Below are 13,763 nucleotides of genomic sequence, written 5' to 3'. Positions count from 1 at the left end.
CTAAATGAACATGAATTTAAAGAAAAGTTTTTTACCACCGCTAATTATTTTTTGTTTTTTTCTGATTGATGGAGTTTTAGCTGCTTTATTTTCTAAAACGTTTTATGATGGAAACTTTGTTTTAGTTCCTCGTCTTATAGTCATTAGTTTTGTGATGATGTCCTTTTATCTTCCTAGAAATAAAATGTTGCTTTATGCAATTATTTTTGGTTTACTGTATGATAGTTACTACAGTGGAGTTTTAGGTGTATATGTAGCCCTATTTCCAATAATTGTTTATATTACCGAAAAGTTAAAAAAAGTATTAAACCCGAATGTTTTAGTCGTGGGAATGATGTTAATTATCAATCTTAGTATGGTTGAGGGAGCGCTTTACCTTTTCTATCAAGTCTTAGGTCAAAATACGATGGACGTTAATAGTTTCTTGGCGGAACGTCTGGGACCTACGTTGCTTCTAAATAGTGCGATTTTTATTTTTCTATATTTTCCGTTGAAAAAAACTATTTTAAAGCTTACTGAGAGCTAGAGCAGAAAATATAAGCTTGAGTGTGAAAAGTAACAAATGGTGTTGGAGGTTATGAAAATGAAACAAAGTGTGACGTTAAAAGGGACGAAAGACGGTTTTGTTTTGACTTTAGATGAAAGTGTTGCTTTTGAAACAGTACTAAGTGATTTAGATCAATTACTTGAAAAGTTACATTCTGAAAATAAAGAACAAAAAGAAGTCCAAAAAGGAATCAGTCTAGAAGTGAAAACAGGGATGCGACTTTTTTCAGAAGATGAAAAAGCTAAGATTACTGAAAAGATTAGTAGCAAAAGTCAATTTCAGTTAAAGAAAATTAGCGCTGAAGTATTGACCTATCAACAGGCCACAGAATGGCACGAAAGCAACAGCTTGCAGATGGAGATTCAAACGATTCGAAGTGGACAAGTTTTGCAAGCACCAGGTGATATTTTATTAATTGGAAAGATTCATCCAGGTGGCACGATTCGGGCTAGCGGAAGTATCTTTATACTGGGAGAGCTTTTAGGTCTAGCTCATGCTGGGTTTGATGGAGACAATGAAGCTATTGTTGTGGCTGATTTTCAAACAGATGCACAAATTCGAATTGCTGAAAGTGTACAAATTATTGAAAATAAAGCTAAAAATCAAGCTGGCACGGACGAAAAACAATTTGCATATATTAATGACTTGCATATTTTAGATTTTGAAGGATTAGATAAATTAAGAACGATACGACCTAAGATGGGCAAAGTGACAGGAGGATTATTTTAATGGGGACAGCAATTGTCATTACATCTGGTAAAGGTGGAGTTGGTAAAACAACATCAACAGCCAATATTGGAACAGCTTTAGCATTGCAAGGGAAAAAGGTATGTTTGATCGACATGGATATTGGACTTCGTAATTTAGATGTTATTCTAGGTTTAGAAAATCGAATTATCTATGATATTGTGGATGTTGTTGAAGAGCGAGCAAAACTGCATCAAGCGATTATTAAAGATAAACGATTTAATGATAATCTTTATTTATTACCAGCTGCACAAAATGCAGATAAAAGTTCTGTTAGTGGGGAACAAATGATTGAAATCGTGGATCAATTACGACCAGACTATGATTATATTTTAATTGATTGTCCAGCTGGAATTGAACAAGGCTTTAAAAATTCAATTGCAGCAGCAGATAGTGCGATTGTTATTACAACACCAGAAATATCAGCTGTGCGTGATGCAGATCGAATTATTGGATTATTAGAACAAACGGAAATGGAATCACCTCGTTTGATTATTAATCGTATTCGTCAACGTATGATGCAAGAGGGTGAAGTATTGGATATCGATGAAATTACGAAGCATTTATCGATTGATTTATTAGGTATCGTTTTTGATGATGATAGTGTTATTCGTTCATCTAATAAGGGAGACCCAATTGTTTTAGATCCTAAAAATCCAGCTTCATTAGGGTATCGCAATATAGCGCGTCGTATTTTAGGTGAAACAGTTCCTTTAATGTCCTTTAAAAAAGAGAAAAAAAACTTTTTTCAAAAAATATTTGGCAAATAATTAAGAGTGTGCTATACTATTAAAAAATGATTAGAAAAAAGCTTTGAAGAGAAAAAGTAAGACTAGTGAATTTTTAGAGAGATTGCGGTTGGTGGGAAGCAATCAAGGAACTAGATTCTGAACACACATCTCTGAGCTGGCAGTTGAACCTCCATATGTGAGCAGTAAACTATCCCGGGAGTTCCCGTTATAGGACTAGCGTTTAGAAGCTTGAACGTGAAGAGGTAGCTTTTGTGAAGAAGCTACGAATAAAGGTGGAACCACGATACTTAAACATCGTCCTTTGATTCTCAATTATGAGAGTCAAAGGACTTTTTTTGTTTTACAAGCTAAAACAAGCACTAAAAAAAAGAAAAAGGGGAGTAAAAAAATATGAAAAAATTACAAATGATCTTAGTCATAGCAGGGGTATTTATCTTAGTTGCAGCGTGTGGCAAATCAGGAGCAGGAAATAAAAAAGAAGCAAAAGAACAAGACTCATATAGTCAAATTGAAAAAAATGGAAAACTTGTTGTTGGGTTAGATGATACATTTGCACCGATGAGTTATCGTGATAATAATGGTGATATTGTAGGTTTTGATGTTGATTTAGCTAAAGCTGTAGGTGAAAAATTAGACTTAAAACTTGAATTTCAAGCAATTGATTGGGCGATGAAAGAAACAGAACTAAATGCAGGTAATATTGATTTAATCTGGAATGGCTATACAATTACACCAGAAAGAAAAGAAAAAGTTGCCTTTTCAACTCCGTATCTAGACAATAGTCAAGCGATTATTGTTTTAAAAGATAGTGAAATTCAGAAGAAATCAGATTTAAAAGGTAAGACGGTGACCGCTCAACAGTCTTCTAGTGCCGTTGATGCAGTGAAAAACGATTCCGAGGTTACTTTGACGGACTTAAAAACAGGTGATTTAGTTCAATATCCATCTAACAATGATGTATTTAATGATCTTGAAGCTAAACGTAGTGAGGCAGCAGTTGCCGATGAGGTATTAGCTAGATACTATATTAGTTTGAAAGGTGCTGAAAAATATCGTATTTTGACTGAAAATTTTGGTAAGGAAGAATACGGTGTTGGTATGCGTAAAGCTGATAAGCAGTTAAAAGAAAAAATTGATCAAGCTTTAGCCGAGTTAAAAACAGATGGCACCTACGATAAGATTTATGCAACATGGTTTGGCAAAGAAAAATAAATAAGTTGAAAATGGGGGAATAAAGATGAAAAAGAAATTAATTTTAGTTAGTCTGCTGTGTTTAGCTTTTGTAATCGGGGGATGCAAAAGTGAAACAAAGGCAAATACAAATGAAAAGAATAAAATTATTGTTGGTTTAGATGATACATTTGTACCGATGGGTTATCGAGATAAGGCTGGTAAAATTGTAGGTTTAGATGTGGATTTAGCTAAGGAATTTGGTAAACGTGCAAATGTTGACATTGAATTTCAGCCAATTGATTGGGCGATGAAAGAAACAGAGCTAAATTCTGGTAATATTGATTTAATTTGGAATGGGTATGCGATGAATCCTGAACGTAGTGAAAAAGTTAATTTTAGTACACCTTATTTAGAAATTGGTCAAGCGATTATTGTTTTAAAAGATAGTCCAATTGAAACGAAAAATGATTTAGCAGGCAAGACAGTCGCTGCGCAACAATCTTCTAGCGCTGTTACGATTTTAAGCCAAGATGCACCAGAGTTGTTAAAATCATTTAAAGGAGGCGAAATGGTTACGTACGCTTCGAATAATGATGTGTTTAACGATTTGGATAGCAAGAGAAGCGAAGCGATCATAGTAGGAGAAACATATGGCCGTTATACAATTAAGCAAAAAGGTGAAGACAACTATCGCATTTTAAAAGAAAATTTTTGTGTTGAAAACATTGCGGTAGGTGTTCGTAAAGCAGATAAAGAATTATTAAAACAAGTGAATCAAGCTTTGAAAGAAATGGAAGAAGATGGAACGAAAGAAAAAATAGTCAATAAATGGTTTAGTGAGTAGACAAATCAACTAGATTATTAAAGAAAATTATGAGGTGAAGTAAATGATAACGGAGATAATTCCCGCTTTATTAGATGGATTGAAAATGACATTGTTACTCTTTTTTATTATATTAATTATTAGTATTCCTTTAGGGTTTTTGGTAGCATTAGCTAGGGTTTATGCACCGAAATTTATCTCCTTTTTTATTCAAGTTTATATTTATATTATGCGTGGGTCACCCTTGTTGCTCCAATTAATGATTGTTTTCTTCGGGTTGCCATTAGTTGGGATTACATTAGATCGTTTTTCCGCAGCAATCATTGCTTTTAGTTTAAATTACGTTGCTTACTACGCCGAAATTTTTCGCGGCGGAATCATAGCCGTTCCAGTTGGTCAATTTGAAGCCATTCAAGTTTTAGGAATTGGGAAAATTCGTGGTTTCCAAAGAATCATTCTGCCACAAGTTTTCCGGGTGGTCTTGCCATCTGTTGGAAATGAAGTGATTTCATTGGTTAAAGATACCTCATTAATTTATGTAATCGGCTTAGGTGAGTTACTTCGAGCGGGGCAAATAGCTGCTAATACTTATGCATCATTAATTCCATTTGTAGCTGTCGGATTGGTTTATTTAGCGATTACGGGCATTGTTACACTTGGTTTAAATCAAATTGAAAAAAAAGTTCGTTTTTAATTTTATCTGGATAGAAAAGTATTACTTAGATAGAATCTCAGACGAAAAAAGTTCGTGTTAATTTTTGAATAAAAGGAGTGAAGATAGATGATTTTAGAAGTAAAAAATGTAACAAAAAAATTTAATGGGCTACCAGTTATTCAAAACTTTGATTTTAGTATCGCTGCTGGCGAAATTGTTACCCTAGTCGGAAAGTCAGGAACTGGGAAAACAACCCTTATGCGCCTGATCAATAATTTAGAAAAAGCGGATAGCGGAACAATTAAAATTGGCAATCAATTGTTATGTGAAACGAAAAATGAACAGAGTGTTTATGCATCAAAAAAAGATATTCGTGCCTATCATAATTCAATCGGGATGGTCTTTCAAGATTATCAACTATTTCCTAATCTAACGGTACTAGAAAATTGCTTAGAGGCCCCGATTGCTCAAAAATTAGATACAAAATCAAATTTAATAAAAAAGGCAGAAGAGTTATTAGGACAAGTTGGATTAAGCGATAAAATTCAAGTTATGCCTAGTACATTATCCGGTGGCCAAAAACAAAGAGTTGCTATTGCACGAGCGATGATGCTCAATCCTAAAATCTTATGTTTTGATGAACCTACATCGGCTTTGGATCGTGAATCTACAGTCGAAATTGGAAAAATGATTCAAAAAATCGCAACAGATCAAACGGGAATTCTAATTGTTACTCATGATTTAGAATTTGCTGAAGATATAGGAACTCGAGTTGTTAGTTCAGAAGAATTCATCAATAAATGAGTTTTCATGGATTCATTTCAATAAAAACATTGACGGAGCAGGGTATATTTGTTATGATGTTAATGTTGTAAATGTGTAGCACCACAACTACAACCGCGCGGGAATGAGTCTTAAGTTCATCTAGGTGACGCTCACGACGGCGAGTCTAAGTCTAATAAGGAGGTGCGAATAAATGTACGCAATTATCAAAACAGGTGGAAAACAAGTTAAAGTTGAGGTAGGCCAAGCAATTTACGTTGAAAAATTAAACGTTGAAGCTGGTGAAACTGTTAGCTTTGATGAAGTAATCTTAGTAGGTGGCGAAGAAACAAAAGTTGGAGCGCCAACAATCGCAGGAGCTACTGTTGAGGGTACTGTAGAAAAACATGGTAAACAAAAGAAAGTTACTACGTTCAAATACAAACCTAAAAAACATACTCACCGTAAACAAGGTCATCGTCAACCTTATACAAAAGTTGTTATTAACGCAATTAACGCATAAGAAAAGTGGTGTTCAAAATGATTCAAGCACTATTCAAGCGTGATGAAGATGGAAACCTAGTTTCTTTCGAAATTACTGGACATGCAGAGTCAGGACCCGATGGCAGTGACATTGTGTGTGCCGCTGTATCAGCTTTGACTTTTGGAGCAACAAATAGTATCGAAGCCTTAGCCGGATTCCAACCACTAGTTGAGATGGATGAAGAAAATGGTGGACATCTTTATGTTGAAGTTATCCAAGATATTAATCGTGAGCAGTCACACATAGCTCAGATTCTTTTAGAGAGTCTTCTGTTGTCAATAGGGACTATCGTAGAAGAGTATCCTGAGTATGTCAAAATAATAAAATAAATACAAAAAAGAAAACATTCAGGAGGTGCAACTCATATGTTGAAAATGAATTTACAATTCTTCGCCCACAAAAAAGGTGGCGGATCTACAACTAACGGACGTGACTCAAACTCTAAACGCTTAGGCGCTAAAAGAGCAGATGGTCAAACTGTTACAGGTGGTTCAATTTTATACCGTCAACGCGGAACTAAAATTTACCCAGGTGTAAACGTTGGAATTGGTGGAGACGATACACTTTTTGCTAAAGTAGATGGTGTAGTTCGCTTCGAACGTAAAGGTCGCGACAAAAAACAAGTATCTGTATACCCTGCAGTTGCTCAATAAGTCTAACCAATTAAAAGAAGGAAAGAGAAGTTGATTCTCTTTCCTTCTTTTTTATTTACTGAAAAGCTTTGACTTCAATAAGAACATATGTTAAATTAAAAACAGTAAGCGTTTTCTTTTTGTGTAGAATGAAACGTTTCATTTTAAAAGGCTAGTTTTTATGAGCCAACTCCTCGAGAAAAAGATGAAAATGCGAGGTGACAAAAAGTGTCACATCAAATTCCCTTATTTTTCTGCCGAGCTAACCGGCTCAACAAAATTTTTATTCAGGAGGTGATAAAATGGCGACAACGATAAAAGATATCGTCGAAAGAACGGGTTTATCTTTAGGAACAGTTTCAAAATATTTAAATGGTGTATCTGTAAAACCAAAAAATAAAGTATTAATTGATGAGGCAGTTGAATTTTTAGATTTTAAAGTAAATTTATTTGCACGAGGTTTAAGAACAAAAGAGTCAAAATCAATTGGAATCATTATTCCTTCTTTAGAGCTAACGTTTTCAACAAAAATCGTGGCCATTACAGAAAAATACTTAGCTCAAAATGGATATGTTGTGATGATTTGTGTGGTTACAGGCGATGAAGAAATTGATTCAGAAAAATTACAAAATCTAGTTAATCAAAGTGTGGATGGTTTGTTGGTGATTCCGCCAGCTAAAAATCGCTTTTTAACTACATGGCTAGAAAAAATGAATGGATTCATTCCAGTTATTGTCTTAGATCGCTATCTAGAATCAAATGTAGTGTTTGACCATGTAGTTGTAGATAATCGTCAGGCGGCTAAAAAGGCAGTTACAAGGCTTCTTCTAAAAGGACATACTAGAATTGGAATTATTGTAGGAGACAAAGGGGGCTATACTTCTAAAGAACGACTTTTAGGTTACCAGGATGCTTTAAATTCTCAAGGAGTTTCTTTAAAACCAGAATATATTGTTTACGGTGATTTTTCAAAAAAAAGTGGTTATGATGCCTGCCAAGAATTATTTGAGTTGCAAAATGTCCCCACAGCAATTTTTGTAACAAATTATGATATGACCGTTGGAGCTTTAGAATGTTTTAATTCATACCAGAAAAGAATAGGAGAGGATATTTCTTTAATTGGTTTTGATTCTGCTGAAATCTCAACAATTCTAACACCAAAACTTTCAATGGTGATCCAACCAGTTGATAAAATGGCAGAATTTGTCGCTGAAGAATTATTAAAAGCCATTAGAGAACCAGAAAATGTAAAATCTAAAAGCACAGTATTTACTTGTGAGTTATTGATCGAGGATTCAATCCAATCTATAAAATAAGGGTAAATAGAATAGTAAAACAATAAAAATGAAACGTTTCATTTTTAGGGTAATATAAAAAATAGAATTCAGTTATAAATATAATCACGAATCCAAGACGGCAAGATAGTCAAATGAACTAGGAGGAAAATAAAATGACAAGAAGACCAATTATTATTGATACAGATCCAGGAATTGATGATGCAGTTGCAATTGCAATTGCATTAAATAGTGAAGAGCTTGATGTTAAATTAATTAGCACTGTAGCAGGAAATGTAGATGTTGAAAAAACAACGAGAAATGCCTTGAAATTAGTGACATTTTTAGGGAAAGAGACCCCAGTTGCTAAAGGTGCTGATCGGCCATTACTAAAAGAGCTGGAAACTGCTAGTGATGTTCACGGAGAATCAGGTATGGATGGATATGAGTTTCCTGAGTCGCAAAATAAAGAACTATCTATTCACGCTGTTGAAGCATTGAAAAAATATATTTTAGCAAGTCCAGAAAAAATTACGTTGGTACCGATTGCAGCTCTAACTAATATTGCCTTATTATTTACTATGTATCCAGAAGTGAAAGAAAATATTGAGGAAATTGTTATGATGGGCGGGACACTGTCAAGAGGGAATACGAACTCAATTGCTGAATTTAACACATATGTGGATCCTCATGCTGCACAGATGGTTTTTCAAGCAGGTGTTCCAATTACAATGGTTGGCTTAGATGTTACGGACACAGCGGTTTTAACCTCAGTTGAAAATGAACAAATCAAAACTTACGGAAAAGTTGGAGAAATGTTTTATGCACTCTTCCAACATTATCGTGGAGGAAGTTTGAAATCCGGTTTGAAAATGCATGATGTTTGCGCTATTGCTTATTTACTTCAACCAGAAATGTTTAAAACACAACTAACCCATGCAGAAATCCAATTAGAAGGGCCAGCTGCTGGAGCTGTAATTGCTGATTTAAAAATGAATTACCATACAACTACAAATGTATCCGTTTGTTTAGAAATTGATGTAGAAAAATTTCGTCATTGGACATTAAAAGAGTTGCAAAAAAATCAATAGAGGGGGGATGAAAGAAAAATGATTGAAATTTTTTTAGTTATACTTGTTTTAGGAGTTGTTGCGTACTTAATTATTAAAAACTATAATCCAATTCTGACCTTAATTAGTGGAGGATTAGTCTTATTAGCATGTGCGGTTATACTAGGCCACCCGTTATATCCAGCTGGAGAAGGGACAGGTTTAGGTGTTTTTGATATTTTTATGAAATTTAAAGATACGATTATTGGGCAAGTTCAATCAGCGGGCTTAGTTATTATGATTTTATTTGGCTACTCAGGGTACATGAATAAAATTGGGGCCAATCAAGTTGCCGTCAATTTATTAGTGAAACCAATGATGAAAATTAAAGCTAAAGCTCTATTTGTACCCATTATTTTTCTAATAGGAAACTTAATGTCTTTAGTTATCCCAAGTGCATCGAGTTTAGCGATTATTTTAATGTCAATTCTATATCCTATGTTACAAGGTATTGGTATTTCTTCCCTAACTGCAGCCGGAGTGATCGCGATGACTGCAACTATCATGCCTACACCTTTAGGAGCAGATAACGTTATTGCGGCAGAAACATTAGGCTATGACTTATTAAATTATGTGATGTGGAATGCAAAAATATCCATTCCAACACTATTCATTATTGCAGTGGCACACTATTTTTGGCAGAAATACTGTGATAAAAAAGAGGGCGCTAGTGCTTTTATCGAAATGGATCAAGCTAAGCTAGAAAAGATTGAAGAAAGTAATACACCTACTTTTTATGCAATTTTACCATTAATGCCATTACTCTTAATTTTAATTGTTGGGATTATGAGTATAGTTATAAAAGGAATTACGATGGATATCTTTGTATTAACAATGATTGCTTTCTTTATTGCAGTTTTGATTGAAACATGCCGTTATCGTTCTTTTAAAACAGTCCAGTTGTCAGCTGTTGAAATGTTCAATGGCATGGGCCAAGGTTTTAGCCGAGTAGTGATGTTGGTAGTGGGAGGCTCTCTTTTTACTACAGCTATCCAATCATTAGGAGTTATTGATAGTCTTCTTTCTTCTGTTGAATCCTCAACATCAGCTGGTATTGTCACAATGTTTATTTTTAGTGGTGCAACAACATTGTTTGGCATTTTAAGTGGTGGAGGACTAGCTATGTTTTATGCGGTGATTGAACTAATCCCGAATATTGCAGATAAAGCAGGTGTGGACGGAATTTTAATTACGTTGCCAATGCAAATGATTGCCAATTTGGCTAGGACTATTTCACCTGTGGCAGCGGTGGTTATGATTGTTGCTTCAACTGTTGGGGTTTCACCTGTTCGAGTTCTAAAAAGGACCAGCGTCCCAACCATTGTAGGTATTGTTTCTGTGATTGTGTCGTCGTTATTAATTTTGCCTTATTAAAATGCAAAAAAGCTTCTTATAAATGGTGTGTTCATTTTTAAGAAGTTTTTTTTATAAAAATAATAACGAAGTATCTTAGTGAAGTTAAAAAGAAATGAATAATAGGAACATAATAATTTTATCTTGAAAAGAAGCACAATATCAGATAGAATAGGACAAGTAGCTGTGACCTAATAATAACAAGCGATTGACTATTTTGGTTCGTGTTATGTTTAGAATGTGAAGAAGAGGTGAATGTACGTTGACCATCAATCAAATTGAACAATTATTTAAACTTTTAGATGAATCTTCGTTAGTATTGAAAAATGAGCTAGATAGTTCTTATTTAGATGCTCTTTTGGAAACTGGAGAAAATCTAATTGATGGAAAACAAGCAAGACAAGTTGAAGGCGTCCCAACCGAAGCCGTTATTGAGCGTTTAAATCGTTTGTATGCGCAATGGGAAAAAGATGAAGTAACTCCAGAAGAAATCAGAAAAGCTTTTCAGTTAGCCTTATTAAAAGGTGCTAAAGTAGATAATCTACAAGCTAACCATCAGATGACACCAGATGCAATTGGTTTCATAATGAGTTATATTATTGAAAAAATGATTGGCGATGAGGCTACTAAGATTCGTATTTTTGATCCTGCAGTTGGAACAGCAAACCTGTTATCAACTATCTACAATCACTTAACACTTAAAAACATAGTGGTGGAAGCAGAAGGAGTAGATATTGATGATCTATTGCTTTCCCTTGCATCGGTACTAATAGGGCTTCAGAGACAGTCAATTAAGCTGATTCATCAAGATGCTATTCAAGATTTATTAGTTGATCCTGTTGATGTTGTCGTTAGTGACTTGCCGGTCGGTTTTTATCCACTAGATGAGCGAGTAACAGACTTTAAAACGAAAGCCAAAACAGGTCATTCGTATGCACATCATCTGTTAATAGAACAAAGTGTTCATTATTTAAAACCAGGTGGAGTAGGCGTATTTCTAGTTCCTTCTCAACTATTTGAAACAGAAGAGGCTCCGGCTTTGACAAAATTTATTCAAGAAACAAGTTATTTACAAGGTATGTTACATTTACCAAAGGAATTATTTAAAACAGAACACTCACGTAAATCAATTCTCTTGATTCAAAAGAAAGGCGCAGAAGCAAAACAAGCGAAACAAGTTTTACTTGCGCAAATTCCCGACTTTAAAAATCAAGCAGCTATGCTGCGTTTTATGAATGAAGTTGACACTTGGAAAAAAGAGAATAATTAATAAATTAACTATAAAAGGGGACTTATAAAAAATGACAAAAACAATTGCAATTAATGCCGGAAGTTCAAGTCTAAAATGGCAATTATTTGAAATGCCAGCAGAAACAGTTATCGCTAAAGGAATCGTGGAAAGAATTGGATTAAATGATTCTATTTTCACAATTAAATACGGTGAAGGTCAAAAATTTGAAGAAATTTTAGATATTAATGACCATGAATTTGCAGTTGAAATGTTATTAAAACAATTGATTGAATTAAAAATCATTGGTAGCTTTGATGAAATTACAGGTGTCGGTCACCGTGTTGTAGCTGGTGGCGAAATCTTTAAAGATTCAGCACTAATTACAGGAAATGTTTTAGATCAAATTGAAGAGTTATCTGAATTAGCTCCTTTACACAATCCAGCTAATGCAACAGGAATCCGTGCGTTTAAAAAATTATTGCCAGAAATTACTAGTGTGGCAGTTTTTGATACATCTTTCCACACAACAATGCCTAAAACAAGCTATTTATACAGTATCCCAATGAACTATTATGAAGATTTTGCAGCACGTAAATATGGTGCTCACGGAACATCTCATAAATTTGTTTCAGAACGTGCAGCAGAAATGCTTGGTCGTCCATTAGAAGAATTAAAATTAGTTTCTTGTCATTTAGGTAATGGTGCATCTATTACAGCTATTGACGGTGGAAAATCAGTTGATACATCTATGGGATTCACTCCACTTGCTGGTGTAACAATGGGAACTCGTTCTGGCGATATTGATCCTTCATTAATTGCTTATTTAATGGGTAAATTAAATATTACAGATATTAACGAATTCATCAATATCTTAAATAAAGAATCTGGTTTACTAGGTTTATCAGGAATTTCAAGTGATATGCGTGACTTAGAAGTTGCTCAATTAACAGATGAAAATGCGAATGTTGCATTACGTATCTTTGCAGACCGTATCAAAAAATACATTGGTTCATATATTGCAACAATGAATGGTGTTGATGCTATCATCTTTACTGCTGGTATTGGTGAGAATGATATTCACATGCGTAAAGAAATCATCGATGGTATTACAGTCTTTGGTTGTGAAATGGATGCTGAATTAAACAATGTTCGTAGTGATGAACGTGTTATTTCGACAGCTGATTCAAAAGTAAAAGTCTTATTAATTCCAACAGACGAAGAAGTTATGATTGCTCGTGATGTTGAGCGTTTAAGTAAATAATAGTAAAATAAAAAGAGTAAAGATGTCAGTTTCTGACATCTTTACTCTTTTTTTATTTTTGTGGTATTTTATTCTCTAAGTCAGTTCGTACAACTAAGACATCACAGGGAGCTTGTCGGATAACATACTCTGAAACAGACCCAATAAATATACGTTCTACAGCATTTAAACCCGTAGCACCAACCATAATTAAATCAACTTTTTTCTCTTCAGGTATTTGTTTTGCAATTAGAGCTTTTGGAGAACCATACTCAATTGTGTAAGAAACATCTTGGACATCATGTTTTTTTGCATATTTTACATATTCTTCCATCGTGTTTTTAGCTTGCTCAGTTGCTTGTTCCGCCATGGCGCCATCAAAACTTGAGACACTTTGAAAAGCTCTAGTGTCAATAACATGTAATAAAAGTAAAGCGGATTCATTCCGGTTCGCAACATGAACAGCTTTTTTAAAGGCTAATTCAGCTTCTTCAGATCCGTCAACGGCAACTAAAATGCGTTTGTATTGTTGTAACATGTGAATCACTCCAATTCATCTGATTTTTATGATATGATAGAAGATATAGTTTAGCTTCTACATTCATTTTACACTAAAACAGTAGAAAACTAAACCATGAACTCTTTAAATTATTAAATTTCTAATGAAAGGATTTCTTAATTTGAAAAAAGAATTTTGTTTAATCCAAGATGTTTTTGCTGAGCCTAAATTTAAGCTATTTAAAAACTATTCTATAGAGCATCAATTGATTTATTTACAAGATATTAGCCCAGAAATCCTTGAAAACTTTGCGAAGCAGCGGGGAGTTGGAGCAGTCAAAATGACAGCACTAATCGAGCGACTAGCAGGCCCAGTGTCAACATTGCCACTAGATGTATTTACTACAGAATAAAAGGTTAGGA

General features: G+C 34.3%; 17 protein-coding genes and 2 other annotated features. Of the genes, 16 read left to right on the top strand and 1 reads right to left on the bottom strand.

The window, feature by feature from the left end; all coding sequences use genetic code 11:
* The first annotated feature begins 4 nt into the window (after window positions 1-4).
* The 15 genes from mreD to MHI00_RS10255 all read left to right on the top strand — a co-directional run bounded on the left by mreD (window position 5) and on the right by MHI00_RS10255 (window position 12,863).
* On the top strand, window positions 5-526 hold the full coding sequence (gene mreD / locus MHI00_RS10325) for a rod shape-determining protein MreD (RefSeq protein WP_010050443.1): 522 nt from the start codon (window positions 5-7) through the stop codon (window positions 524-526).
* Window positions 527-583: 57 nt separating this feature from the next.
* Complete coding sequence (locus MHI00_RS10320) at window positions 584-1,276, top strand: septum site-determining protein MinC (RefSeq protein ID WP_010050444.1); 693 nt, start codon at window positions 584-586, stop codon at window positions 1,274-1,276.
* Window positions 1,276-2,064: a septum site-determining protein MinD gene (gene minD, locus MHI00_RS10315; protein ID WP_010050445.1), complete on the top strand. Its 789-nt coding sequence runs from the start codon at window positions 1,276-1,278 to the stop codon at window positions 2,062-2,064. The genes MHI00_RS10320 and minD overlap by 1 nt, the downstream gene beginning before the upstream one ends.
* A 34-nt stretch (window positions 2,065-2,098) precedes the next feature.
* Window positions 2,099-2,351, top strand: a binding site (T-box leader).
* A gap of 85 nt (window positions 2,352-2,436) precedes the next feature.
* Window positions 2,437-3,258: an amino acid ABC transporter substrate-binding protein gene (locus MHI00_RS10310; RefSeq protein WP_015076084.1), complete on the top strand. Its 822-nt coding sequence runs from the start codon at window positions 2,437-2,439 to the stop codon at window positions 3,256-3,258.
* Between the two features lie 25 nt (window positions 3,259-3,283).
* Window positions 3,284-4,063, top strand: a complete 780-nt coding sequence (locus MHI00_RS10305; protein WP_341113394.1) for an amino acid ABC transporter substrate-binding protein — start codon at window positions 3,284-3,286, stop codon at window positions 4,061-4,063.
* Between the two features lie 43 nt (window positions 4,064-4,106).
* On the top strand, window positions 4,107-4,736 hold the full coding sequence (locus tag MHI00_RS10300; RefSeq protein ID WP_010050450.1) for an amino acid ABC transporter permease: 630 nt from the start codon (window positions 4,107-4,109) through the stop codon (window positions 4,734-4,736).
* Between the two features lie 87 nt (window positions 4,737-4,823).
* The gene (locus MHI00_RS10295; RefSeq protein ID WP_010050452.1) at window positions 4,824-5,501 is read left to right on the top strand and encodes an amino acid ABC transporter ATP-binding protein; all 678 of its coding nucleotides are present in this window, start codon (window positions 4,824-4,826) and stop codon (window positions 5,499-5,501) included.
* An 81-nt stretch (window positions 5,502-5,582) separates the two neighbouring features.
* Window positions 5,583-5,658: a sequence feature (ribosomal protein L21 leader region), on the top strand.
* Between the two features lie 15 nt (window positions 5,659-5,673).
* Window positions 5,674-5,982, top strand: a complete 309-nt coding sequence (rplU, locus tag MHI00_RS10290; protein ID WP_010050453.1) for a 50S ribosomal protein L21 — start codon at window positions 5,674-5,676, stop codon at window positions 5,980-5,982.
* A 17-nt stretch (window positions 5,983-5,999) separates the two neighbouring features.
* The gene (locus MHI00_RS10285) at window positions 6,000-6,332 is read left to right on the top strand and encodes a ribosomal-processing cysteine protease Prp (RefSeq protein ID WP_010050454.1); all 333 of its coding nucleotides are present in this window, start codon (window positions 6,000-6,002) and stop codon (window positions 6,330-6,332) included.
* Window positions 6,333-6,368: 36 nt separating this feature from the next.
* Complete coding sequence (rpmA, locus tag MHI00_RS10280) at window positions 6,369-6,656, top strand: 50S ribosomal protein L27 (protein WP_015076086.1); 288 nt, start codon at window positions 6,369-6,371, stop codon at window positions 6,654-6,656.
* A gap of 281 nt (window positions 6,657-6,937) precedes the next feature.
* Window positions 6,938-7,951, top strand: coding sequence for a LacI family DNA-binding transcriptional regulator (locus MHI00_RS10275; protein WP_341113385.1), 1,014 nt, complete (start codon window positions 6,938-6,940; stop codon window positions 7,949-7,951).
* A 134-nt stretch (window positions 7,952-8,085) separates the two neighbouring features.
* A complete protein-coding gene (rihC, locus tag MHI00_RS10270) occupies window positions 8,086-9,000 on the top strand; it encodes a ribonucleoside hydrolase RihC (RefSeq protein WP_015076088.1) in 915 nt (304 codons plus the stop codon).
* Window positions 9,001-9,018: 18 nt separating this feature from the next.
* Window positions 9,019-10,392 (top strand): C4-dicarboxylate transporter DcuC, encoded by a 1,374-nt coding sequence (gene dcuC / locus MHI00_RS10265; RefSeq protein ID WP_341113382.1) that lies wholly within the window; start codon window positions 9,019-9,021, stop codon window positions 10,390-10,392.
* Between the two features lie 241 nt (window positions 10,393-10,633).
* The gene (locus MHI00_RS10260; protein ID WP_010050539.1) at window positions 10,634-11,641 is read left to right on the top strand and encodes a class I SAM-dependent methyltransferase; all 1,008 of its coding nucleotides are present in this window, start codon (window positions 10,634-10,636) and stop codon (window positions 11,639-11,641) included.
* A 31-nt stretch (window positions 11,642-11,672) separates the two neighbouring features.
* Entirely contained in the window at window positions 11,673-12,863 is a 1,191-nt protein-coding gene (locus MHI00_RS10255) for an acetate/propionate family kinase (RefSeq protein WP_010050540.1), read from the top strand.
* 52 nt (window positions 12,864-12,915) lie between these two features.
* Here MHI00_RS10255 and MHI00_RS10250 read toward each other — a convergent pair whose 3' ends face one another.
* Window positions 12,916-13,380, bottom strand: coding sequence for a universal stress protein (locus MHI00_RS10250; RefSeq protein WP_010050541.1), 465 nt, complete (start codon window positions 13,378-13,380; stop codon window positions 12,916-12,918).
* A 142-nt stretch (window positions 13,381-13,522) separates the two neighbouring features.
* On the opposite strand from MHI00_RS10250, the gene MHI00_RS10245 reads away from it, so the two are divergent.
* Window positions 13,523-13,753 (top strand): hypothetical protein, encoded by a 231-nt coding sequence (locus tag MHI00_RS10245; RefSeq protein WP_010050542.1) that lies wholly within the window; start codon window positions 13,523-13,525, stop codon window positions 13,751-13,753.
* The last annotated feature ends 10 nt before the right edge of the window (window positions 13,754-13,763 follow it).

The sequence above is a fragment of the Carnobacterium sp. FSL E2-0243 genome (assembly GCF_038003605.1).
GTDB lineage: Bacteria > Bacillota > Bacilli > Lactobacillales > Carnobacteriaceae > Carnobacterium > Carnobacterium maltaromaticum.
The sequence above is the reverse complement of the archived record's forward strand: the minus strand, read 5'-3'. Positions and strand labels throughout refer to the sequence as shown.

What these genes read in the sequence shown, in the direction of transcription:
- MHI00_RS10255 (WP_010050540.1), top strand. Translation starts at nt 11,673, where the DNA reads ATGACAAAAACAATTGCAATTAATGCCGGAAGTTCAAGTCTAAAATGG.
- mreD (WP_010050443.1), top strand. Translation starts at nt 5, where the DNA reads ATGAACATGAATTTAAAGAAAAGTTTTTTACCACCGCTAATTATTTTT.
- MHI00_RS10250 (WP_010050541.1), bottom strand. Translation starts at nt 13,380, where the DNA reads ATGTTACAACAATACAAACGCATTTTAGTTGCCGTTGACGGATCTGAA.
- MHI00_RS10300 (WP_010050450.1), top strand. Translation starts at nt 4,107, where the DNA reads ATGATAACGGAGATAATTCCCGCTTTATTAGATGGATTGAAAATGACA.
- MHI00_RS10310 (WP_015076084.1), top strand. Translation starts at nt 2,437, where the DNA reads ATGAAAAAATTACAAATGATCTTAGTCATAGCAGGGGTATTTATCTTA.
- MHI00_RS10295 (WP_010050452.1), top strand. Translation starts at nt 4,824, where the DNA reads ATGATTTTAGAAGTAAAAAATGTAACAAAAAAATTTAATGGGCTACCA.
- MHI00_RS10275 (WP_341113385.1), top strand. Translation starts at nt 6,938, where the DNA reads ATGGCGACAACGATAAAAGATATCGTCGAAAGAACGGGTTTATCTTTA.
- dcuC (WP_341113382.1), top strand. Translation starts at nt 9,019, where the DNA reads ATGATTGAAATTTTTTTAGTTATACTTGTTTTAGGAGTTGTTGCGTAC.
- rihC (WP_015076088.1), top strand. Translation starts at nt 8,086, where the DNA reads ATGACAAGAAGACCAATTATTATTGATACAGATCCAGGAATTGATGAT.
- MHI00_RS10305 (WP_341113394.1), top strand. Translation starts at nt 3,284, where the DNA reads ATGAAAAAGAAATTAATTTTAGTTAGTCTGCTGTGTTTAGCTTTTGTA.
- rpmA (WP_015076086.1), top strand. Translation starts at nt 6,369, where the DNA reads ATGTTGAAAATGAATTTACAATTCTTCGCCCACAAAAAAGGTGGCGGA.
- minD (WP_010050445.1), top strand. Translation starts at nt 1,276, where the DNA reads ATGGGGACAGCAATTGTCATTACATCTGGTAAAGGTGGAGTTGGTAAA.
- MHI00_RS10285 (WP_010050454.1), top strand. Translation starts at nt 6,000, where the DNA reads ATGATTCAAGCACTATTCAAGCGTGATGAAGATGGAAACCTAGTTTCT.
- rplU (WP_010050453.1), top strand. Translation starts at nt 5,674, where the DNA reads ATGTACGCAATTATCAAAACAGGTGGAAAACAAGTTAAAGTTGAGGTA.
- MHI00_RS10320 (WP_010050444.1), top strand. Translation starts at nt 584, where the DNA reads ATGAAACAAAGTGTGACGTTAAAAGGGACGAAAGACGGTTTTGTTTTG.